Below are 18,983 nucleotides of genomic sequence, written 5' to 3'. Positions count from 1 at the left end.
GGGGTCGCCGGCCGTGCCGCTCGGGGAGGAGCAACCGTGAACCCGTTCGTGCTCGTACGCGCCTGTCTTCGCGACGGCGCCGGTGGCAGCCCCACCGCGGTCGTGGTGGACGACGACCGGCTGGACGACGAGGACCGCCGGCGCGTGCCCCTGGAACAGGGGACCTCGCACGCCGTCTTCCTCCAGGTGCCGCGCCCGGGCGCGGCGGAGCCGCCCGGAGTCCGCCTCCGCTTCTTCACCTCCGAGGGCGAGCTACCCGCGTGCGGCCACGGCACGGTCGCCGCGCTGGCCTTCCTGGCCTCCCGGGCGGGGGCGGAGGCCGGTGCGGAGTACCGGGTGACCCTCCGCACGTCCACCCGTACGTTCGACGGCCGGGCGGTGCGGGAGGGGGCGCCGGGCGCGTCGTCCCCGTACTTCTCCACGGGTTTCGACCCCGGCCCCGTCGGTCTCCGGCACCCGACCTCCGCCGAGCTGGGCCTTGCGCTCCCGGCGCTGGGCGCCGCCGCGGAGGCTGCCGCTCCGGGGGTACGGGTGGCCGGGGTGGGCCGCGAGCGCCTGCTGGTGCCCGTCGAGAGCCGCGCCGCGCTGGCCGCCATGGACCCGGACCTCGACGGGCTCCGTGACGCCTGCGACCGGCTGGGTCTGCTGGGCGCGTACGTCTACTCGCCGCCCTCGCCGGCGGGCGGGCAGGCGGCCCGGATGTTCGCGCCGTCGATCGGGGTCCCGGAGGACATCGCCAACGCGAACAGCACCGCCTGCCTCGCCGCCCTCCTGGCCCGGCGGGGCATCACGCGCATCGCCGTCGACATGGGCGACGCGGTCGGCAGCCCCGCCACGGTCACCGCCACGGCGCACGCCGGGCCCTCGGGCGTCCGGATCCGCGTGGGCGGCACCGCCAGGGCCGACGGCCTCCGAGTGGCCGGTCACCCGGAGGCCTGACAGGCTGTCGGGAGTGATCGACGGGAGGCGTCCGTGCTGCTCGAAGGCGTGATGCTGCTGTGGTTCCTGCAAGTGGCCGTCGCCGTGGCCTTCGTCGCCGTCGACATCCGCAGGACGCCGGAAGCGACGGTGATGAAGTGGGGCTTCGTCATCGTCACCGCCTTCAGCAGCCTGTTCGGCGCCCTGACGTACGTGCTCAGCTGCCGTGAGCCGCTGCCCGGAACGCACGAGCAGTACGTGGCGGCGAAGTGGCGGCAGGTCGTCGGCTCCACCATGCACTGCGTGGCCGGTGACGGCGTCGGCATCCTCGTCGCGGCGGTGATCACCCACAACCTCGGGGTCCAGCCGTGGGAGGAGCTGCTGTGCGAGTACGCCCTGGGCTTCCTGTTCGGCTGGACCGTCTTCCAGGCCCTCTTCATGAAGGACATGTTCGGCGGCTACCGCGCGTCGCTGAGGAAGACGTTCATCGCGGAGCTGCTGTCGATGAACGCGGTCATGGGCGGCATGACCGCGGTCATGAACCCCTGGATGACCAACACCGTGCCCCACCCCAGTCCCACGGGGCCCACCTTCTGGTTCATCATGTCCATCGCCCTGTGCGCCGGGTTCCTCGTGGCGCTGCCGATGAACTGGTGGCTGGTGGACCGGGGGCTCAAGCACGGGATGATGACCGTCCGCGACGCGGAGCCGGTGCCCCTCGCCGCGGGAGCGGCCCTGGCGGGCGCGACGCTCTCCGACGGGCCGGGCCCCGCGGCGGCCGGAGGGCACGACCACGACACGATGCGGGTCGGGGTCGGCCGCCGCCGGCTCGCCGTCATGACGGTGGTCAGCTTCCTCGTCTTCGCCGCCGGGGTCCTGATCGCCGCCGTTTTCGGGCACCTGACCATGTGACCGTGCCGCAGAGCTCCTCCGGGTGGCGCGCGCCCGGTCGGGTGGAGCCCGGTGTGGAAGAGCGGCCGAGGCGCCTCCCGTCAGACCTGGCGCGCGCCCCCGTCCACGAAGAGTTCGATCCCGGTGATGTAGCTGCTCTCGGGTGAGGCGAGGAAGAGGGCGGCGGCGGCGACCTCCTCGGGGCGGCCGGCGCGGCCGAGGGGGACGCGGGCCGTCGCCTCCTCGATGACCTCGGCGGGGGCCATCGCCAGGGACGGGGTGGCGATCGGGCCGGGGCTGAGCGTGTTGACGCGGATCCCGCGGCCGGCCAGTTCCAGGGCCATGCTGCGGGCCATCGACCGGACGGCGGCCTTCGTCGCGGCGTAGACGCCGAAGCGCGTGGACCCGGCGGAGCCGGCTGCCGAGCCGAGCAGGACGATCGACCCGCCGTCCTCGAACAGCGGCAGTACGCGCTGCACGGTGAAGTAGGTCGCCTTGAAGTTGAGGTCCGTCGTCAGGTCGAAACCGTCCCGGGTGAGATCGGCGAGTCCGGCGGGCCGGCCGCCCCCGGCGTTGGCCACCAGGATGTCCACGGGGCTGCCCGCCTCTTCCACCGCCGTGTGGAGGCGGGTGAGGTCGGCCTCGCGGGTGACGTCACCCGGGACGGCGATCACCGAACCGCCCAATGCGGCGGCGGCCCGGGCCAGTTCCGCCTCGCGCCGCCCGGTGAGGAAGACCCGGGCGCCTTCCCGGACGAAGCGGGTCGCTATCGCCAGCCCGATGCCGGACGAGCCGCCCGTGACCACCGCGACCTTGCCGTCGAGTTGTCCCATACGTCGCCCTCCGCGCTGTGGGCCCCGGCGAAGCGGGCCGGGGGTGCGCCCGAGGGTCGGGCAGCGGCCCGACGAAGTCAAGGCGTCCCCCGCGCGGGCCCGGGGCGGGCACTGCCCCGCGAGCCGGTGGGCTCGCGGGGCAGCGGGGTGTCGGGCCGGGCGCTGTCCGGGGGTCAGGGACAGGTGGCCAGGAGGACGGAGACGACCGTGCAGGAGGCGGTCGCGCTGTCGTTGAGCGTGTTGGGGTCGGTCGGGGCGGACGCCGTCCGGGTGGCGGTGACCGAGACGCGTCCCAGCGAGAGCAGGCTCAGCGGGACCCGGAACGTCTTGGCCGAGGCGCCGCCGCTCGCGATGGTGCCGTAGACGCAGGTCACGGTGGGCCCCATGACGGTGCACCCGGGAGCGAGGGAGGTGGCGGACGTGCCCGGCGGCAGTGTCGCCGTGAGCGTGGCCGACGTGACCGTACCGGGGCCGGTGTTGTGAGCGGTGAGGGTGTAGCCGAGGTAGGGGACGAGGAGGCTCAGGCCCGGCTGCGCCGTCAGGTCGACGTCGATGTCGGCGGGCGGGAGCTGGTAGGTGTACCGTCCCCCGGCGGCCACGGCACTGGTGCCGCCGGGCGTGGTGACCTGCACGTCGACGGGGCCCGCGGCGTGCGCGGGTGCGGTGGCCGTGCACGTGGTGGCGGTGCAGGACAGGTTGCCCGCCGGGTTGCCGGGGCCGAAGGTGAGCGCGGTGGCGCCGCCCAGGCCGGTGCCGCCCACCGTGACGACGGTACCGCCGTCCGTCGTGCCCGTGGACGGGCTGAGCGAGGTCACCACGGGTACGGGAATGTAGGTGAAGCGGTCGGCGGCGGTCGGTGCGCTGGTGCCGGCGGGGGTGGTGGCCTGTACGTCCACCGTGCCCGTGCCGGCCGGTGCGGTGACGGTGCAGGAGGTCGGGGTGCAGGTGACGCCGGTGGCGGGGTTGCCCGCGCCGAAGGTGATGCCGGCGCCCGCCAGGTTCGTGCCGGTGACCGTCACCGAGACGCCGCCGGCGGCGGACCCGGTGGCCGGGCTGATGGCGGTGACCGTGGGCGCGTCCCGGTGGAAGGCGAACACGATGCGGCCGTCCCCGGCGTTGGCGCCGTTGGTCAGGGTGACCGGTGAGCCGGGGACCGTGCCGGAGACCAGGCTGGATCCGCCGCCTCCGCCACCGCCTCCGCCGCCGGTGGTTCCGTACCGGCCGCCGGCTCCGCCCCGGCCTCCGCCGCCGTATCCGGCGCCGCCGCGACCGCCGGCGCCGGTGGGGCTGAAGACGCCCTGGGCCGCCGAGCCTCCGGGGCCGTTCGGGTAGGCGCCCGGGGAGCCGTTCGCGCCCTCGTTGTCGGTACCGAACCCGCCGGTACCGGCCGTCCCGCCGGCGGTGTCGGTGCCCGGCCCTCCGCCCGTACCGCCCTGCGCGTCGGGGGCCTGGCCGTTGCCGTTGGCGCCCGCGCCGCCGCTGTCGCCGCCGGGCGCTCCCGGGAAGGCCGGGGAGCCGATGCCCGGTCCGCCCGCCCCGCCGCCCGAACCCGCCGTCAGCAGGGGTGCGCCGGCGGCCGTCGTCACCGCGACGAGGGCTCCGCCGGACCCGGGCGCGCCGAACTGCGCGTTCGCGGTCGCGTTGGCGCCGCGCTTTCCGACGGCGACGTTGAACGTCTGCCCGGGCGTCGCGGGGACGGTCGCCACGACGTGCGCGCCCTTGCCGCCCGGCGTGCCGTCGTAGGCGTTGCCGCCTCCGGCGCCGTCGAGGGTGACGACGGCACTGGACACGTCGTCGGGCACGGTGAGGCTTCCGGACCCGCCCGCCGCGCAGGTGACCGTGGTGACGGCGTCCGTCACGACCGGGGCGGCGCACACGCCTTCCGCCGCCGCCGGACCCGCCAGGACCGTCAGGCCGCCCGCGGCCAGTGCGGACGACGCGGCCACGGCCATCAGGCGGCCCCGCCACCAGGGTCTTGGTCCGCGTGACGCGGCGATCGATGACATCGAAGTCTCCCCCTCGGAGCCGGTATCGAGGACCGCCCGCGCAGCGGCGGCCCGGTGACAACGGCGGAAGCATCGCAGCGGCGGGCGCGCGGCGGGCGCGAAATGCCGGATCGTCACTTCAGTCCCGCCGGAAAATCCGACAGAGGAACCGGACCGGCTCACGTGTACGAACAATTCGTTCCATGGCGCGACGTGATCGGGCCGGGCGGACGGGGCGTACCGGCGGCACTGCCCCACCACGGGCTTGCGTCCGCGGGTCCACTCTGACGGGTCCGGGGTGACGGGTGTCAGCCGGTCCGCGGCGCGGGCACGGCGTACGGGCGCAGGACCATCAGCGAGTCCTCCACGGACGCGACCATGGCGAAGGGGAACCTGTCGAGTTCGAGGCAGAGCGCGACGTCGTCGGGGTGGGCGCCTTCGCGCACCCCCTGCGCCAGTTCGGCGGCGGCCCTCGATCGCGCCGCGCGGCGGAGGAAGCCGGCCGCGTCCGTCCCGGCCCCGGCGGCCCTGCCCGCGATGTACTGGGCGCACGCCAGGTCCTCTTCGGCCCGCCCGTCTTCGCCGGTGACCACGAACGTGACGCTGTCGAAGGCACGGGCACGCAGGAACCGGGCCGTCGCCTCCGCCACCACGAAACCGGCGCACAGCACAAGCTGGGCGTCCTTGACGGCGAGGGCGCCGACCGTCCCGGCCGTGGTCTTCTGCACCACGGTCCGGCCGCCGAGGTCGACGGAGCGCAGCAGGCCGGGCGAGTTGACCAGCTCGAACCCCGGCGCGGGCGGACCGTCCTTGAGCGCCGCCCAGTCCGGGTGGCGTGCCGTGAGTTCCCGTGCCTCGTCCAGCGACCCGGCGAGCACCGTCTTCTCCGCGCCCCGCGCGAAGAGCCAGGCGGCCACCGTGAAAGCGCGCATGACGTCGACCACGACCGCCGCGGACGACGGGGCTTCGGCGAGCTCCGGGATGCCGAGGAATCGAGTGTCCATTGGATCATGATCGCGTACGTCCGGCCGGTGTATCGCGGGTGTATGGAAAATCGCATACGCCCTCGCAACGACCCTCCGGCTCCCATGGGTGCATGGACCACAGCGCATCTCCCTCACCGCCCCGCCGCACGCTCCGGGTCGTGCTCCTCGGCCTGGCGATACTCGGCCCGGCGGCCCTCCTGTTCGTGATGCGGCGGCCGCTCATGATGTCCGCTCCGATGTGCGCGGCCGGGCGGTGGCACGGCTGCTTCGACACGTTCAACGGTGTGGTGCTCATGACGCTGGTCGCGCTGCCGCCGGCCCTGCTGGTGGCCTGGCTCCTGGCGCGTCGGCGGCGCGCCGCCGGTGTCGCACGCGCGTGGCGGACCTCGCTCGCCGAGGTGGGCGTGGTGCACGGGACGGTGCCGTTCGTCTGGCTGACGATGATGCCGGGCGCCGGTGCCGGCGTCGTCCCCGGCCGGGTGAGCCTGGTGCCGCTGCGGGACCTCGCCACGATGGGGCCGCTCGGGATCATCGGGAACCTGCTGGTCTTCGCGGCCCTGGGGTTCTTCGCCCCGCTGCGGTTCGCGGCGTTGGCGTCCCCGGCGCGGATCCTGGCGCTGGGGGCGGGCTGCTCGGTCCTGGTCGAGGTCGCGCAGTACGTCCTGCGGCTGGACCGGGTGTCCTCCGTGGACGACGTACTGGTCAACGCGGTCGGCGCCCTTCTGGCCGGGTTGGCGTCGCGCCGCTGGTGGCGCACCCCGGCGCCCGTGCCGGCGCCGGAGCCGGCATCGGCATCGGCATCGGCATCGGCATCGGCATCGGCACCCGAGCGGGAGCCGGCGGGCTGAGCGGCGTCGGATACGTCGGCGATATGTCGTACTGCTTAGGCTTCGGACATGCGCGTACTGATCGTGGAGGACGAGCCGTACCTGGCCGAGGCCGTCCGTGACGGTCTGCGGCTGGAGGCGATCGCCGCCGACATCGCCGGCGACGGCGTCTGTGCCCTGGAACTGCTGAGGGTCAACTCCTACGACCTCGCCGTCCTCGACCGCGACGTCCCCGGCCCCTCCGGCGACGAGGTCGCCCGGCACATCGTCGCCTCCGGCAGCGGCATGCCGATCCTCATGCTCACCGCTGCCGATCGGATCGACGACAAGGCGTCCGGGTTCGCGCTCGGTGCCGACGACTACCTGACCAAGCCGTTCGAGCTGCGGGAGCTCGTCCTGCGGCTACGGGCCCTCGACCGCAGGCGCGCCCACGCCCGGCCCCCGGTCCGGGAGATCGCGGGCCTGCGCCTGGACCCCTTCCGCCGGGAGGTCTTCCGCGACGGACGCCATGTCGCCCTCACCCGGAAACAATTCGCCGTGCTCGAAGTGCTGGTCGCGGCGGAAGGCGGGGTCGTCAGCGCCGAGGAACTGCTGGAGCGGGCCTGGGACTCGAACGCCGACCCCTTCACCAACGCCGTCCGCATCACCGTCTCCGCCCTGCGCAAACGGCTCGGCGAGCCATGGGTCATCGTCACGGTGCCGGGCGTCGGCTACCGCATCGGCACCAGCCCCGACGGCACCCACCCGAGTGGTACCCATGCGTAGACGCCCGGGGCTCAGTGCCCGGCTGAAGCTCACCCTCAGCTACGCCGGGTTCCTCGCGGTCGCCGGAGCCCTGCTGCTGGCCGTGGTGTGGGTGTTCCTGCTGCGCTACGTGCCCGACAACTCCAAGGGTCTGCTGTGGACCTCGCCCAACCGCTACCTCCTGGTGCGCATGTTCGCCCCCGCCGCGGCCGCGTCGATGGTCTTCCTGCTCGCGTTCGGTCTCGTCGGGGGATGGGTCCTCGCCGGGCGGATGCTCGCACCGCTCACCCGGATCACGGACGCGGCTCGGGCGGCCGGGCAGGGATCGCTGTCGCACCGGATCCGCATGGAAGGCCGCCAGGACGAATTCCGCGAACTCGCCGACGCGTTCGACACGATGCTCGGCCGACTGGAGGAACACGTCGCCGAGCAGCAGAGGTTCGCCGCGAACGCCTCCCACGAACTGCGCACCCCGCTGGCCATCTCGCAGACGATGCTCGACGTCGCCCGCAGGGATCCCACCGCCGACCGGGACGAAGTCCTCGAACGCCTGCAGGCCGTCAACACCCGCGCGATCGGCCTCACCGAAGCCCTGCTGCTGCTCAGCCGCAGCGACCGCGGGACCTTCACCCGTGAGCGCGTCGACCTCTCCCTCGTCGCCGAGGAAGCCGCCGAGACCCTGCTCCCCCTCGCCGAACGGCGCGGTGTCGCACTCGACCTGACCGGCGGCTGCGCATGGGCCGACGGCTCGGCGGAACTCCTGCTGCGGATGGTGACGAACCTCGTCCAGAACGCCGTCGTCCACAACCTCCCCGCCGGCGGCACCGTGACGGTCCACACCGAGGCGCGGCACGGCGCGGGCGTGCTGCGGGTCGAGAACACGGGGCATCGGGTGCCGCCGGAGCTGGTGCCGACCCTCAGCGAACCCTTCCGGCGCGGAACGGAGCGCGTACGCACCGACGAGCACGCGGGTGTCGGACTCGGCCTCGCCCTCGTGCAGAGCATCGTCCGCGCCCACGACGGGACCCTCGACCTCGCCGCCCGGCCCGCCGGCGGTCTCCTCGTCACGGTTCGGCTTCCCTGCCGGGGCACGCCGGGGCGGGGAGAGCGTACGGTGCTCATGTGATCAAAGGCGAGAACACGACGGGGACCGCACTGCTCCTCGCGGCCGCGCCGACGGGCAAGAGCCGGCTCATCAACGCCACCGGCGTCCTGCCCACCCTCGCGGCCGTCCCACCCAGCACCCTCACCGGAACCCCGGCCGGCACGATCGTCGAGCTCGCCGACCCGATGGACCAGCAGACCGTGCTCACCCGGGTACGCGCGGCCGCCGCGACCCCGGGACCGCTCAGCCTCCTCGTCACCGGGCAGCTCCAACTCGACGCGCGGCAGCACCGGCTGCACCTGGCGCTGGCCCGGTCCACTCCCGCGACCCTGCGGTACACGGGGCTGCCGTGGGACTGGCTGGTCGGCGAACTGAAGCCGCGTCGCCCCGACTCGACGAGGGTGATCGTCGACCTGGTCGCCGCCCCCGACGCCTGGCCCGAGATCAGCGCGTACGGTCTGACGCTCGGGCCCGGGATCGCCCTCCACGGCCGTGTGGCACCGTCACCGGCCCGCAACCGACCGGCCGCGGAGCCGTCCTACCTCCAGGCCGTGGCCACCCTCTGGCGCAGCGGACTGAACCCGCCGCCGGGCGAGCTCCACGCCAGGGCCGCCGCCCAGGCCGGTCACGACGGGGCGCTGCTCCTCTCCGTGGACGGCGTGCGGGCACCCGTGGCCATGGCCCACGCGGCGATGGCCCAAGCGGCGATGGCCTCCGCGACGACGGCTCCGGCCGCGCTCGCTCCGGCCGCGCTCGCTCCGGCGGCGCCTGCCGAGGATCCGCTGCCCGCGATCCTCTCCCTCGCGCACGTCGGCCGCCACGGCGAGGCCGCCGCGCACGCGGTCCAGTGGGAGCGTTGGGCCGTGCGGACCCATGGTGCGGGGTCCGTCGAGGCCGTCCACTGGCTGGAGGTGCGGGCCGATCTGGCCCACCTCTCCGGCGACGCGCGAACGAGCTGCGAGCTGTGGATGGCAGCCGCCGACGCCCGGCTCGCCCTTCACGAGGCCCCGGACAGCGCAGGCGTCCAGGCGGCCGTGGACCGTGCGCACCACCAGTGGCAGCAACTCCGGGACCCCGATCGGGCCTCGGAACTCGGGCCGCGTCTGGCCTCCCTGCGGGGCCGCGTCCCGGGGCGGCGGCCGGGAGCCACGGAGGCGGTACGGCGCCGACTGGAGTTCCTGCGCACCGGGGCGCTCACCGCGGGTGAGTGACCACGGCGCGGTCGCGGGCGCGGGCCGACGTCGCGGTCCGCCGGTGACGCACCGCGCGCCGCGGCGTTGTTCCCCACATGGACAGCGATGAAGAGCTTCTCGACGTACTCCTCGACCGGGCCGGCGACGGTCGGCTGAAGCTCATCAGCGAAGACGAGGCACGGGCCGTCATGGTGCTGCTCGGCATCCTCTGGGAGGAGACCCGCTCGGCGGAGGTCCGCGAGGCCGCCGAGGAGCTGCGCTCCCGTCTCGGATCGCGCCTGGGCGGGGGCTCCGGTGGCGGCACCCTGGTGCTCTGACCGGCAAGGTCCGCCGCCTCACGGCCGGCGCGGCGCGGGAGAGCCGACCCGTGCCATGATCGCCCGGTGACCGATGATCAGCGCATACCCCCGTCCAAGGTGGCCGACGACCGTGCGTCGCTCACCTCGTTCCTCGACCATCAGCGGGCGACCCTGGCCGTGAAGTGCGCCGGGCTGACCGGCGAACAGCTGAAGCGGAAGGCGGTCCCGACCTCGGGGCTCACGCTGCTCGGCCTCGTGCGGCACGCGGCCGCGGTCGAGCGGAGCTGGTTCCGCCTGGTCGTGAACGCCGAGGACGTCAGGCCGCCTTGGCCCGGCGAGGTCGACGGCACGTTCGCCGAGTTCCACGTCGAGGACGCCGATGTCGACGAGGCCTTCGAGACGTGGCGCGAGGAGTGCGCCCGGTCCCGCGCCGTCACCGCCTCCGTCGAATCGCTCGACGACACCGTCGACTTCCGGGGCGAAACGATCTCGCTCCGCTACGTCCTCACCCACATGATCGAGGAGTACGCGCGGCACAACGGCCACGCCGACCTGCTGCGCGAGGCGATCGACGGAGCCGTCGGCGAATAGCCGGCCGACCGCCCCGGGGCGGGCACTGTCGGGCGCGCGTGGAAGACTGCGGCCCATGTCTCTCTCCGACCTGACCTTCGACCAGTGGCAGTCGTTCGACCCGACCACCGCCCGCGACGTCGCGCGGCGGGCGGCCGATGCGGCGGGTGGCCGTCTGGTCGCCGTGGAGGCGGTCGAGCACCTCGGGGCGCGGATGCACCGTGCCCGGATCGAGCGGGACGCCCGGGAGTTCGCGCTCGTGCCGGGCGGCTCCGTGACGCTGGGGTTCGACCTCGACTCCTGGCAGCCGACGCCCGAGCAGGCCGCCGACTACCAGGAGAGCCAGGAGGAGGGGTACGGGTACGGTCTCGATCTGCGCGAGTACCTCGCGCACGTGCTCAGCCCCCGCCGGCGCGTCACGCTCGGGACCGTCCTCATGGCCGTGGAGGACGAGAACCTGACCGAGGCGCCCGCCGACATGCCGGCCGTGCTCGCGTCGCGCGGGCTGCGGATGCCGAGTTCCGACGAATGGGAGCACGCCTGCGGGGCCGGTGCGGACACCCTGTTCCGTTGGGGCGGCGACTGCCCGCTCGACCGGATCCCGTACACCGATCCGGCGGGCCCGCAGCACGGCCTGAACGCCTTGGGCCTGCACATCGCCTACGACACGTACCGGACGGAGCTGACGAGCGACGCCTCCGCGGTGCACGGCGGCGACGGCGGTGAATCGGTCTGCGGCGGCTACGGCAACCTGCTGGGTTGGCTGCCGCTGGCGACGGCCAACCGCAACCCGTTCGTCGCGGAGTTCGTGTACGGACCGGACGGCGAGGGCCTGTACGACTCCTTCTCCACCCGGCCCGTCATCGCCTTCTGAACCCGGAGGCGGCCTCCGTCACAGCGTGGGCGGTCCCGTGTGCACCGAGGTGTCGGCGTGGCGGAGTTCGGCGAGGAGTTCGCTCTGCCCTGCCAGCAGCTCGGTGAGGATGCGCCGTGCGGCCCGCAGGAGTTCGGCCACGTCGCCGCCGGCCAGGGCGTAGCTGACCGTGGAACCGTCGCGGATGGAGACCACGATGCCGGATCTGCGCAGTACCGCGAGCTGTTGGGAGAGGTTGGACGGTTCGATCTCGATCTCGTTCAGCAGTTCGCGCACCGGAACAGGGCCGTTCTGAAGCAGTTCCAGTACGCGGATCCGAACGGGATGTCCGAGCATGCGGAAGAACTCCGCCTTGGCCTGGTACAGCGGCACCTGCATGCGACAACACTCCCACCCGGGTTCGACCATTCCACGGTCCGGCGGCCGGCCCCTGCCGAACCGGCGACGTCCAGCTCCTTCCATCCTCCCGCCTCCCGGCCCCGACCCACTCGCGGCTGATCACTTTCAGATGTGCCGAGTTGAAGATTCTTTCAACTCGTGGGCGTGCGGAGCCGGGAAGCAGGACGAATGGTTACAGCTCCAGCTCTGATTCGATGCGCTTGAGCTGGTGCCTCGCCATGGCCAGGTTCGCCCTGGCCTTGTCCAGGACCATGTACAGGAACAGACCGTTGCCCCCTCGGCCCTTGATCAGCCGGATGAGGTGGTACTGACCACCGAGGGTGATCAGCACGTCCTCGATCTCCTCCTTGATCCCCAGCATCTCCATGGTGCGGAGCTTCGCCCGGATCACGTCGGTGTTCCCGGCCGCGGCCACCTCCAGGTTGAGGTCCTTGCCCCCGCCCAGCGTTCCGAGGGCCATGCCGCTCGTGTAGTCGACCAGCGCGACCCCCACGCTCCCCTCGATCGAGGTCATCGCCTCCTTCAAAGACGTCTCCACACTCACCATCAGTACTCGCTCCCTCGACTCTTGACGGCCCCGGCGGAGTTCGGAACCTCTCGCCGGGTGATGAGCGCAGACGCTACCCACTGGGCGTCAGGCGGATCGGGAACACTGGGTATTCGGCGGAAAACGATCGCCGGCACCCTAGAATGCGCCGCCGCGCCTCACGAGGCCGCTCCCGTGCGGACGCGGTGCTCGCGCCAGAACGAGGTGAGGTCGGTGGTCGTCGCCGCCTGTGCGGCGCACCGGAACGCGGCGGTCGTCGAGACCCCGTACCAGTGGTCGCGCACGTACTCCTTCAGCATGGCGGCCATCGCCGGGGCGCCCAGCACCTTCTCCAGGTCGTGCAGCACGCACCCGCCGTTGGTGTAGACGAAACGGCTCCAGCCGGGGCCGTAGGCGGCCCAGTAGCCCATCGAGTTGGTGACGGCCTGGGTGTCGTTCTCCCAGCTGACGTACTCCGCGCAGTACGCGCCGTCGTCACCCGTGACCACGTCTGCGGAGTACACGGCGAAGGCCTCGTCGAGCCATGGCGAGGCGTACTCGTCGTTGCCGACGATCCCGTACCACCACTGGTGGGCCAGCTCGTGGACCACGGCGCCGCCCTGCTCGTCCGCCCAGACCAGGACCAGGCCGGGGAACTCCATGCTGCCGATGGGTGCGAACCGGTCGCTGAGGACCACGTCGACCTCGCCGTAGGGGTAGCGTCCGAGCCGCTTGCCGAGGTCGTCGACGGCGCGGAGCGCCTCGACACGGGCGGTCTCCACCCAGGCGTCGGGGGTGCCGTCCGTCCAGTACGCGCGCACGGTGACGCCGCCCGGCGACGTGGCCGAACCACTGCGGAACGGGCCGGCCGCCCAGGCGAAGTCCCGCACCTGTCGCGCGGTGCTGGTGGTGACGCTGCGGCCAGGGGTGCCCGGCCGGGTGGTGGTGGTGCCGGTCGCCGGGACCTTCAGCCCGGTCGGGTGGTCGAGCGTCACCCGGAAGTCGGAGGCCAGCGCGTAGTAGCTCTCGCCCCGTTGGACGTCGGGGTCCAGGTGCCAACCCTGCGCGTCGCGGACGGCCAGCACCGGCAGGGCGTTGCCGAGGTAGCGGTGGTCTCCGTCGCGTCCGAAGCGGTGCAGCCGGTCGGGGACGGTGATCGAGACGTCGAAGCCGACGGTGGCCCGGCCGCCCGGCGGCAGCGGGGCGGGCAGCGCGATCCGCACCGCGGTGCATCCGACCGACGGGGCGTCGGGGGTTCCCCCGGTCACCCGGCCGATCCGGACCGGGGAGGGTGCCTGTGGGGTGCCGCAGCCGTCGGTGCCGTTGCCCCAGAGGCGGACGTAGACCTCGCGCAGCGGCTCGGCGGAACGGTTCCCGAAGGTGACCGTCTCCCGGCCGGTCCACCGGCTGCCGGTGGCGTCGGCGCGCAGGTCGGCGCCGTACGAGGGCCGGGAGGGGGCGGCGCCCTCGTCGCCGGCCCTGGACACGGATGCCCCGGCCGCCGGTTCCCCGGCCGCTGATGCCCCGGCCACGGGTGCCGCGGAGGCCGGGGTGCCGAGCCCGGTCACCCCCAGGAGTGCCGCGAGCACCAGCCCCGCCAAGCCGCGCCCGGTCCGTTCCATGGTCCGCCCCCGAGGTCGTGGTGATGGGCATGCGCGCCGCCGACGCTACGGGACCGGCGCGGCCTTGCCCATACCCCAGCACGACCCCAACTCGCTTGACTCACAGGGGACTTCGAGAAACAGGCCGCACGCTGCGAGCCGGCCCGGCGGGGCGGAATAGCCACGGGCGGGGAAGCATTGAGGTGGGTATGGCAACCCTTGGACTGATCGGCAGCGGAAACATCGGTGGCACCCTCGCGCGGCTGGCCGTGGACGCCGGGCTCGACGTGGTGCTGAGCAATTCCCGGGGACCGGAGTCGCTGAGCGACCTGGTCACCGAGCTCGGCCCCCGGGCCCGGGCGGCCACCGCGGCGGAGGCGGCGGCCGCGGGCGACTGGGTGGTGGTGACCATCCCGCTCGGCAGGTACCGGGACCTTCCGGCGGCCGGACTCGCCGGAAAGGTCGTACTCGACACGATGAACTACTACCCGGAGCGCGACGGGGTCCTCCCGGCCCTGGAGGCCGAGGAGACCACCACGAGCGAGCTCGTCCAGGAGCACCTGACCGGGGCCCACGTGGTCAAGGTGTTCAACAACATCTTCTTCAAACACCTGAGCGGCCTCGCCCGCCCGGCGGGGGCCGCCGACCGCTCGGCGCTGCTCCTCGCGGGCGATGACGCGGCGGCCAAGCAGTCCGCCGCCGCCCTCGTCGACCTGCTGGGCTTCGACCCGGTGGACGCGGGGACCCTGGCCGACAGCTGGCGCTTCCAGCGGGACACACCCGCCTACGCCCTCCCGTACATGACCATCACGGACGGACCGGGCATCGACCCCTCGGACCCGGGGACCGTCGCCGACGCGGACGCGCTGCGGGCCGCCCTCGCGAAGGCGGTCCGGCCGGCGGGCTCCTGACGCGCCGGTGCCTGACCTGCCGGCGCCTGACCTGCGGAGGCATGACGGGCGACCCGGGCGACGGGCGGCCGGGTGCGGGAGACGGGCAGGAAGTAGGGTTCACGGAATGAACACTTCCTCCGCGCTCCCGCATTCGTTCCGGCTGCTCGTCACGGGCGGAGGGACGGGTGGTCACACCTACCCGGCCCTCACCGCGATCCGTACGCTGCAGGGCCGCCTCGCAGCTTCGGGCGGCACGCTCGACGTCCTGTGGATCGGGACCGCCGACGGCCTGGAGGCCCGTGTCGCCCCGGCGGAGGGCATCGCCTTCAAGACGGTCGCCACGGGGAAGATCCGCCGCTCGGCGAATCCGCTGAAGATGCTGTCGGCGGCGAACGTGAAGGACATGGCGAAGGTGCCGCTCGGTGTGGCGCAGGCCCGCGCCATCGTGTCCGAGTTCCAGCCGGACGTCGTCCTCGCGACGGGCGGGTACGTCGCGGTCCCCGCCGGCCTCGCCGCCCGACTGTGCCGGCGCCCGCTGGTCCTGCACGAGCAGACCGTCCGGCTGGGGCTGGCCAACCGGAAGCTGGCCGGTTCGGCCACCCGGATCGCGGTGTCCTCGGAGTCCTCGCTGCCGCTGCTGCCCGCCGAGGTCCGCGACCGTGCGGTCGTCACGGGCAACCCGGTCCGGCCCGAGGTCCTCACCGGCCACGGCGAGAAGGCGCTGCACGCGCTGAACCTCACCGGGTTCGACCGGCGCCTGCCCACGGTCTACGTCACCGGCGGGGCCCAGGGCGCCCAGCAGATCAACGGCGTCATCCGGGACGTACTGCCGTGGCTGCTGAGCCACGCGAACGTGATCCACCAGTGCGGCCCGGCGAACGTGGACGAACTGCGCGCCGCCGCCTCGACCCTCGACCCGGTGCTCGCCGGCCGGTACCACCTGACCGGGTTCGTGGGGGCGGAGCTGCCGGACGTCCTGGCCCTGGCGGACGTCGTGGTGTCCCGCAGCGGCGCCGGCACCCTGGCCGAACTGACCGCGCTGGGCAAGCCCGCCGTGTTCGTACCGCTCGCCTCGTCGGCGGGGAACGAGCAGGCGCACAACGCCCAGTACCTCGCGGACGCGGGGGCGGCCGTCGCCCTGCTCGGCGAGGTCACCCCGCAGGGCCTGCAGGGCGCGGTCGGCCCGCTGCTGACCGACCCCGTCCTGCGGACGGCGATGGCGGAGCGGGCCCGGGCGTACGGACGGCCGGACGCGGCGGACCGGCTCGTCGACGTCCTGCTGGCGGCCGCGACCGGCTGACGACCTGAACCCGGGACTCGGCACCCGGGACCCTGAACCCGGAAACGACGAACCCGCGCTCCGGACGGCATCACCGTCCGGAGCGCGGGTTCGTCGTTTCCGGCCGCCCCTTCAGTCCGTCTTCGACTGGGTGCGCCGGGCGTACGCGCGGGCGGCCCGGGCGCGGTCGCCGCAGCGAGTGGAGCACCAGTGGCGGCGGCCGTTGCGCAGCAGGTAGCGGTTGCAGGGGCTCGACCCGCAGCCGGTGAGGCGGTCGGCGTCGGGGCCGGTGAGGAGATCGGCCGCGTCGGCGGCGAGGGTCGCGAGGGCGCGGTCGAGGATCTCGTTGGTGGGACACGGCGCCACGCGGTAGGGCCCGTTCTTCTCGTCCCAGTACAGCAGGGCCGCCGTGGGGGCCTTGCTCATCGCGTCGTTGACGGCGGACAGCGCCGCGGGCAGGGCGGGCAGCCCGTCGGCGCGGGCGGCGAACAGCGCCCGCAGGTGCTCGCGCATCGAGCGCAGCTGCGTCGCGCACATCTCCCGGACCCCGGCGTCGGCCGGCGCGAGGCCGTGCGCGGTGAGCCACCGGTTCGCGCTCTCGGGCGTGCCGAGGTAATCGATGAACTGCCCTCCGGGCAGCGCGACGGCGCTGTTGACGAAATCGAGGGCGAGGTGGTCCTGCGCCCCCGGCGCGGGCGGTGGCGCAGATTCGGCGGCCGGGATCTCACTCATGGTTCTCATGGTACCCATTGCGCCCATCCGTGAGAGACCCCTATGATCATCACGGATAACCCACCACTCATCCGTGAGGTTCTGATGGTTGACACCAGCACGCCCGTCGAGCGGTTCCCCGTCCGCGTGTTCGGCGGCCCGACCGCTCTCTTCGAATACGGCGGCCTGCGGTTCCTGACCGATCCCACCTTCGACGCGCCGCGCGAGTACCCCATGCCGAGCGGCCGGCGACTGACCAAGACGGCAGCCGCTTCCGCCGCGCCGGCCGACCTCGGCCGCATAGACGTGGTCCTGCTCTCCCACGACGAACACCCCGACAACCTCGACGAGTCCGGCCGGGCCCTGCTCGCCGACGTGCCCCTGACCCTGACCACCCCCGGGGGCGGACAGCGGCTCGGAGCGGGCGCCAAGGGGCTCGCCGACTGGGAGTCGGTCGACCTCGACCGCCCCGACGGCGGCACGATCACGGTCACGGGCGTGCCCGCCGTGCACGGGCCCGGCACGCGCGAGGAGGTCGAGCCGTTCACCGGTCAGGTCGTCGGGTTCGTCCTCACGGGGCAGGACCTTCCGACGGTCTACGTCAGCGGCGACAACGCCTCCGTCGACCTGGTCAAGGAGATCGCCGTACGGTTCGGACCGGTGGACACCGCCATCCTGTTCGCGGGGGCGCCGCGCTTCCCCCAGCTCTTCGACGGCGGGCTGCTGGTCCTCGACAGCGCGCAGGCGGCGGATGCCGCCGGGATCCTCGGTGCCCGCCGGGTGGTTCCCGTCCACTACGACAGCTGGGGGCACTTCACCGAGGGGCGCGACCAACTGGTCGCCGCGTTCACGGCCGCCGGGCTGCTCGACCGGCTGGACCTGGGCGACCGCGGCTGACCGGCGCGATACGGGCTCCGCGCCTCCCCGGGGCCGCCCTTCGGACCTCCCGACGCGGCGAACTAGGCTTACGGGCATGGATCTTCAGGACGAGCTCGTGAACCAGCCGTACGCGGCATACCGGCGGCTGCGGGAAGCGGCGCCCGTGCAGCGCATCACGGGACCGGGTGGCGAGCCGGCCTGGCTCGTCACCCGGTACGACGACGTACGCGCGGCGCTCGCGGATCCGCGGCTCTCCCTCGACAAGCGGAACGCCGCGGAGGGCTCCTACCGCGGCCTGTCCCTGCCGCCGGCCCTCGACGCCAACCTCCTGAACATGGATCCCCCGGACCACACCCGGCTGCGCCGGCTGGTCGGTCGCGCGTTCACCCCCCACCGCGTGGCGGAACTGCGCGCTCCGATCCGCCGTACCGCCGACGACCTGCTGGACGCGCTCGGCCCGCACGGCCGCACCGACCTCATCACGGCGTACGCGGCGCCGCTGCCGATCACCGTCATCTGCGACCTCCTCGGGGTACCGGACGACCACCGCAAGGACTTCCGCGCCTGGACCACCGAGCTGATCTCGCCGGATCCCGCCCGACCGCAGGCCGCCAAGCAGGCGGTGGTCGCCATGCTCGGCTTCTTCACCGAGCTCATCGCGCACAAGCGCGAGCACCCCGCGGACGACCTGCTCTCCGACCTGATCGCGGTCCGCGACACCGACGGCGACCGGCTCGGCGAGGACGAACTGACGTCCCTGGCCTTCCTCATCCTCATGGCCGGCTACGAGAACACCGTCCAGCTCATCGGCAACGCCGTCCTGGCCCTGCTCGACCGTCCCGAACTCCTCGACGCGCTCCGGCGCGACCCTTCGGGCATCCCGCGCGCGGTCGAGGAACTCGCGCGCCTCGAAGGGCCGGCGCTCCTGGCCATCCGCCGCTTCCCCACCGAGGACGTGACCATCGCGGGGGTGACCGTGCCCGCGGGCGAGACGGTCCTGCTGTCGCTGTCCGCGGCCAACCGCGATCCCGGCCGCTTCCCCGACCCCGACCGGCTCGACTTCACCCGGGACGCGACCGGGCACCTGGCGCTGGGGCACGGGATCCACTACTGCCTGGGCGCGCCGCTGGCCCGGGCCGAGACCGAGATCGCGCTGGAGGCCCTGCTGGAGCGGTTCGGCAGCCTGGAGCCGGCCGCGCCGGAACCCCGGTGGCGCCCGTCGATGCGCGCCCGCGCACTGGTCGAACTCCCCGTGGTGTACGGGCCGGCGCGGCCGCGCGACTGAACCGGCCGCGCACGGCGCCGGACCTCTCAAACGGGTGATCGATTTTCGGCCGCCGCATGGGTATGATCTCCGACAGCAAGGCCGTAGCGCAGAGGTCGTCGCGCCCACGCATCGAGCTGGAGGACGTCGGTTCGAATCCGACCGGTCTTGCGTCTACTTGTGCAGTTCTCGTCTCAAGTCGTGTT

General features: G+C 73.4%; 20 protein-coding genes and 1 pseudogene. 14 read left to right on the top strand and 7 right to left on the bottom strand.

The window, feature by feature from the left end; all coding sequences use genetic code 11:
- Positions 1-36: 36 nt before the first annotated feature.
- Together ACFYZL_RS20245 and ACFYZL_RS20240 are read left to right on the top strand one after the other, a co-directional pair.
- Positions 37-939, top strand: coding sequence for a PhzF family phenazine biosynthesis protein (locus ACFYZL_RS20245; RefSeq protein ID WP_384752606.1), 903 nt, complete (start codon positions 37-39; stop codon positions 937-939).
- A gap of 33 nt (positions 940-972) precedes the next feature.
- Positions 973-1,830, top strand: coding sequence for a DUF4396 domain-containing protein (locus ACFYZL_RS20240; protein WP_384752603.1), 858 nt, complete (start codon positions 973-975; stop codon positions 1,828-1,830).
- Positions 1,831-1,910: 80 nt separating this feature from the next.
- On the opposite strand, the gene ACFYZL_RS20235 is transcribed toward ACFYZL_RS20240, so the two are convergent.
- From ACFYZL_RS20235 to ACFYZL_RS20225, 3 genes are all read right to left on the bottom strand, one after another.
- Complete coding sequence (locus ACFYZL_RS20235; RefSeq protein ID WP_388680564.1) at positions 1,911-2,642, bottom strand: SDR family NAD(P)-dependent oxidoreductase; 732 nt, start codon at positions 2,640-2,642, stop codon at positions 1,911-1,913.
- Between the two features lie 173 nt (positions 2,643-2,815).
- Positions 2,816-4,594 carry an IPT/TIG domain-containing protein gene (locus ACFYZL_RS20230; protein WP_388680561.1) on the bottom strand — a complete coding sequence of 593 codons (1,779 nt, stop codon included), beginning with the start codon at positions 4,592-4,594 and terminating at the stop codon, positions 2,816-2,818.
- A gap of 341 nt (positions 4,595-4,935) precedes the next feature.
- Complete coding sequence (locus ACFYZL_RS20225; protein ID WP_384756777.1) at positions 4,936-5,631, bottom strand: 2-phosphosulfolactate phosphatase; 696 nt, start codon at positions 5,629-5,631, stop codon at positions 4,936-4,938.
- A gap of 92 nt (positions 5,632-5,723) precedes the next feature.
- Between ACFYZL_RS20225 and ACFYZL_RS20220 the strand changes: the two genes are divergently transcribed.
- The 7 genes from ACFYZL_RS20220 (at position 5,724) to ACFYZL_RS20190 (ending at position 11,225) form a co-directional block, all read left to right on the top strand.
- Positions 5,724-6,461, top strand: coding sequence for a VanZ family protein (locus tag ACFYZL_RS20220; RefSeq protein ID WP_388680558.1), 738 nt, complete (start codon positions 5,724-5,726; stop codon positions 6,459-6,461).
- Between the two features lie 48 nt (positions 6,462-6,509).
- Positions 6,510-7,205, top strand: coding sequence for a response regulator transcription factor (locus ACFYZL_RS20215; RefSeq protein ID WP_388680555.1), 696 nt, complete (start codon positions 6,510-6,512; stop codon positions 7,203-7,205).
- Positions 7,198-8,310 (top strand): sensor histidine kinase, encoded by a 1,113-nt coding sequence (locus tag ACFYZL_RS20210; protein WP_384756769.1) that lies wholly within the window; start codon positions 7,198-7,200, stop codon positions 8,308-8,310. Before ACFYZL_RS20215 ends, ACFYZL_RS20210 begins: the two co-directional genes overlap by 8 nt.
- The gene (locus ACFYZL_RS20205) at positions 8,307-9,500 is read left to right on the top strand and encodes a hypothetical protein (protein ID WP_388680552.1); all 1,194 of its coding nucleotides are present in this window, start codon (positions 8,307-8,309) and stop codon (positions 9,498-9,500) included. Before ACFYZL_RS20210 ends, ACFYZL_RS20205 begins: the two co-directional genes overlap by 4 nt.
- A 77-nt stretch (positions 9,501-9,577) precedes the next feature.
- Positions 9,578-9,799 carry a hypothetical protein gene (locus tag ACFYZL_RS20200; protein ID WP_384756763.1) on the top strand — a complete coding sequence of 74 codons (222 nt, stop codon included), beginning with the start codon at positions 9,578-9,580 and terminating at the stop codon, positions 9,797-9,799.
- A 66-nt stretch (positions 9,800-9,865) separates the two neighbouring features.
- Positions 9,866-10,372, top strand: coding sequence for a DinB family protein (locus ACFYZL_RS20195; protein ID WP_384756762.1), 507 nt, complete (start codon positions 9,866-9,868; stop codon positions 10,370-10,372).
- A gap of 55 nt (positions 10,373-10,427) precedes the next feature.
- Complete coding sequence (locus ACFYZL_RS20190; protein ID WP_388680548.1) at positions 10,428-11,225, top strand: hypothetical protein; 798 nt, start codon at positions 10,428-10,430, stop codon at positions 11,223-11,225.
- An 18-nt stretch (positions 11,226-11,243) separates the two neighbouring features.
- Here the strand turns inward: ACFYZL_RS20190 and ACFYZL_RS20185 are convergent, their stop codons facing one another.
- From ACFYZL_RS20185 to ACFYZL_RS20175, 3 genes are all read right to left on the bottom strand, one after another.
- Positions 11,244-11,603 carry a metalloregulator ArsR/SmtB family transcription factor gene (locus tag ACFYZL_RS20185; protein WP_319731486.1) on the bottom strand — a complete coding sequence of 120 codons (360 nt, stop codon included), beginning with the start codon at positions 11,601-11,603 and terminating at the stop codon, positions 11,244-11,246.
- Between the two features lie 193 nt (positions 11,604-11,796).
- Complete coding sequence (locus tag ACFYZL_RS20180) at positions 11,797-12,171, bottom strand: hypothetical protein (RefSeq protein WP_384756756.1); 375 nt, start codon at positions 12,169-12,171, stop codon at positions 11,797-11,799.
- Between the two features lie 158 nt (positions 12,172-12,329).
- On the bottom strand, positions 12,330-13,772 hold the full coding sequence (locus ACFYZL_RS20175) for a M1 family metallopeptidase (RefSeq protein ID WP_388680544.1): 1,443 nt from the start codon (positions 13,770-13,772) through the stop codon (positions 12,330-12,332).
- On the opposite strand from ACFYZL_RS20175, the gene ACFYZL_RS20170 reads away from it, so the two are divergent.
- Positions 13,670-14,662 carry an NAD(P)-binding domain-containing protein gene (locus ACFYZL_RS20170; protein ID WP_388680540.1) on the top strand — a complete coding sequence of 331 codons (993 nt, stop codon included), beginning with the start codon at positions 13,670-13,672 and terminating at the stop codon, positions 14,660-14,662. The two genes, ACFYZL_RS20175 and ACFYZL_RS20170, sit on opposite strands and share 103 nt — an antisense overlap.
- A gap of 106 nt (positions 14,663-14,768) precedes the next feature.
- Positions 14,769-15,944: a glycosyltransferase gene (locus tag ACFYZL_RS20165; RefSeq protein ID WP_384756747.1), complete on the top strand. Its 1,176-nt coding sequence runs from the start codon at positions 14,769-14,771 to the stop codon at positions 15,942-15,944.
- Positions 15,945-16,055: 111 nt separating this feature from the next.
- Here ACFYZL_RS20165 and ACFYZL_RS20160 read toward each other — a convergent pair whose 3' ends face one another.
- Positions 16,056-16,655 carry a CGNR zinc finger domain-containing protein gene (locus ACFYZL_RS20160; protein ID WP_384747098.1) on the bottom strand — a complete coding sequence of 200 codons (600 nt, stop codon included), beginning with the start codon at positions 16,653-16,655 and terminating at the stop codon, positions 16,056-16,058.
- 84 nt (positions 16,656-16,739) lie between these two features.
- Here ACFYZL_RS20160 and ACFYZL_RS20155 point away from each other — a divergent pair, with 84 nt between their 5' ends.
- The 3 genes and pseudogenes from ACFYZL_RS20155 (at position 16,740) to ACFYZL_RS20145 (ending at position 18,948) form a co-directional block, all read left to right on the top strand.
- Positions 16,740-17,531 carry an MBL fold metallo-hydrolase gene (locus tag ACFYZL_RS20155; protein WP_384747100.1) on the top strand — a complete coding sequence of 264 codons (792 nt, stop codon included), beginning with the start codon at positions 16,740-16,742 and terminating at the stop codon, positions 17,529-17,531.
- A 76-nt stretch (positions 17,532-17,607) separates the two neighbouring features.
- Complete coding sequence (locus ACFYZL_RS20150) at positions 17,608-18,798, top strand: cytochrome P450 (RefSeq protein WP_388680535.1); 1,191 nt, start codon at positions 17,608-17,610, stop codon at positions 18,796-18,798.
- A gap of 77 nt (positions 18,799-18,875) precedes the next feature.
- Positions 18,876-18,948: pseudogene (locus ACFYZL_RS20145) on the top strand.
- The last annotated feature ends 35 nt before the right edge of the window (positions 18,949-18,983 follow it).

This window comes from Streptomyces sp. NPDC001717, assembly GCF_042892775.1.
Taxonomy (GTDB): Bacteria; Actinomycetota; Actinomycetes; order Streptomycetales; family Streptomycetaceae; genus Streptomyces.
The sequence above is the reverse complement of the archived record's forward strand: the minus strand, read 5'-3'. Positions and strand labels throughout refer to the sequence as shown.

Bases quoted from the DNA above. Each gene is read 5' to 3' on its own strand.
- ACFYZL_RS20235 (WP_388680564.1), bottom strand. From the start codon at position 2,642: ATGGGACAACTCGACGGCAAGGTCGCGGTGGTCACGGGCGGCTCGTCC.
- ACFYZL_RS20230 (WP_388680561.1), bottom strand. From the start codon at position 4,594: ATGGCCGTGGCCGCGTCGTCCGCACTGGCCGCGGGCGGCCTGACGGTC.
- ACFYZL_RS20225 (WP_384756777.1), bottom strand. From the start codon at position 5,631: ATGGACACTCGATTCCTCGGCATCCCGGAGCTCGCCGAAGCCCCGTCG.
- ACFYZL_RS20220 (WP_388680558.1), top strand. From the start codon at position 5,724: ATGGACCACAGCGCATCTCCCTCACCGCCCCGCCGCACGCTCCGGGTC.
- ACFYZL_RS20215 (WP_388680555.1), top strand. From the start codon at position 6,510: ATGCGCGTACTGATCGTGGAGGACGAGCCGTACCTGGCCGAGGCCGTC.
- ACFYZL_RS20210 (WP_384756769.1), top strand. From the start codon at position 7,198: ATGCGTAGACGCCCGGGGCTCAGTGCCCGGCTGAAGCTCACCCTCAGC.
- ACFYZL_RS20200 (WP_384756763.1), top strand. From the start codon at position 9,578: ATGGACAGCGATGAAGAGCTTCTCGACGTACTCCTCGACCGGGCCGGC.
- ACFYZL_RS20190 (WP_388680548.1), top strand. From the start codon at position 10,428: ATGTCTCTCTCCGACCTGACCTTCGACCAGTGGCAGTCGTTCGACCCG.
- ACFYZL_RS20185 (WP_319731486.1), bottom strand. From the start codon at position 11,603: ATGCAGGTGCCGCTGTACCAGGCCAAGGCGGAGTTCTTCCGCATGCTC.
- ACFYZL_RS20180 (WP_384756756.1), bottom strand. From the start codon at position 12,171: ATGGTGAGTGTGGAGACGTCTTTGAAGGAGGCGATGACCTCGATCGAG.
- ACFYZL_RS20170 (WP_388680540.1), top strand. From the start codon at position 13,670: ATGCCCCGGCCACGGGTGCCGCGGAGGCCGGGGTGCCGAGCCCGGTCA.
- ACFYZL_RS20175 (WP_388680544.1), bottom strand. From the start codon at position 13,772: ATGGAACGGACCGGGCGCGGCTTGGCGGGGCTGGTGCTCGCGGCACTC.
- ACFYZL_RS20165 (WP_384756747.1), top strand. From the start codon at position 14,769: ATGAACACTTCCTCCGCGCTCCCGCATTCGTTCCGGCTGCTCGTCACG.
- ACFYZL_RS20160 (WP_384747098.1), bottom strand. From the start codon at position 16,655: ATGAGTGAGATCCCGGCCGCCGAATCTGCGCCACCGCCCGCGCCGGGG.
- ACFYZL_RS20155 (WP_384747100.1), top strand. From the start codon at position 16,740: ATGGTTGACACCAGCACGCCCGTCGAGCGGTTCCCCGTCCGCGTGTTC.
- ACFYZL_RS20150 (WP_388680535.1), top strand. From the start codon at position 17,608: ATGGATCTTCAGGACGAGCTCGTGAACCAGCCGTACGCGGCATACCGG.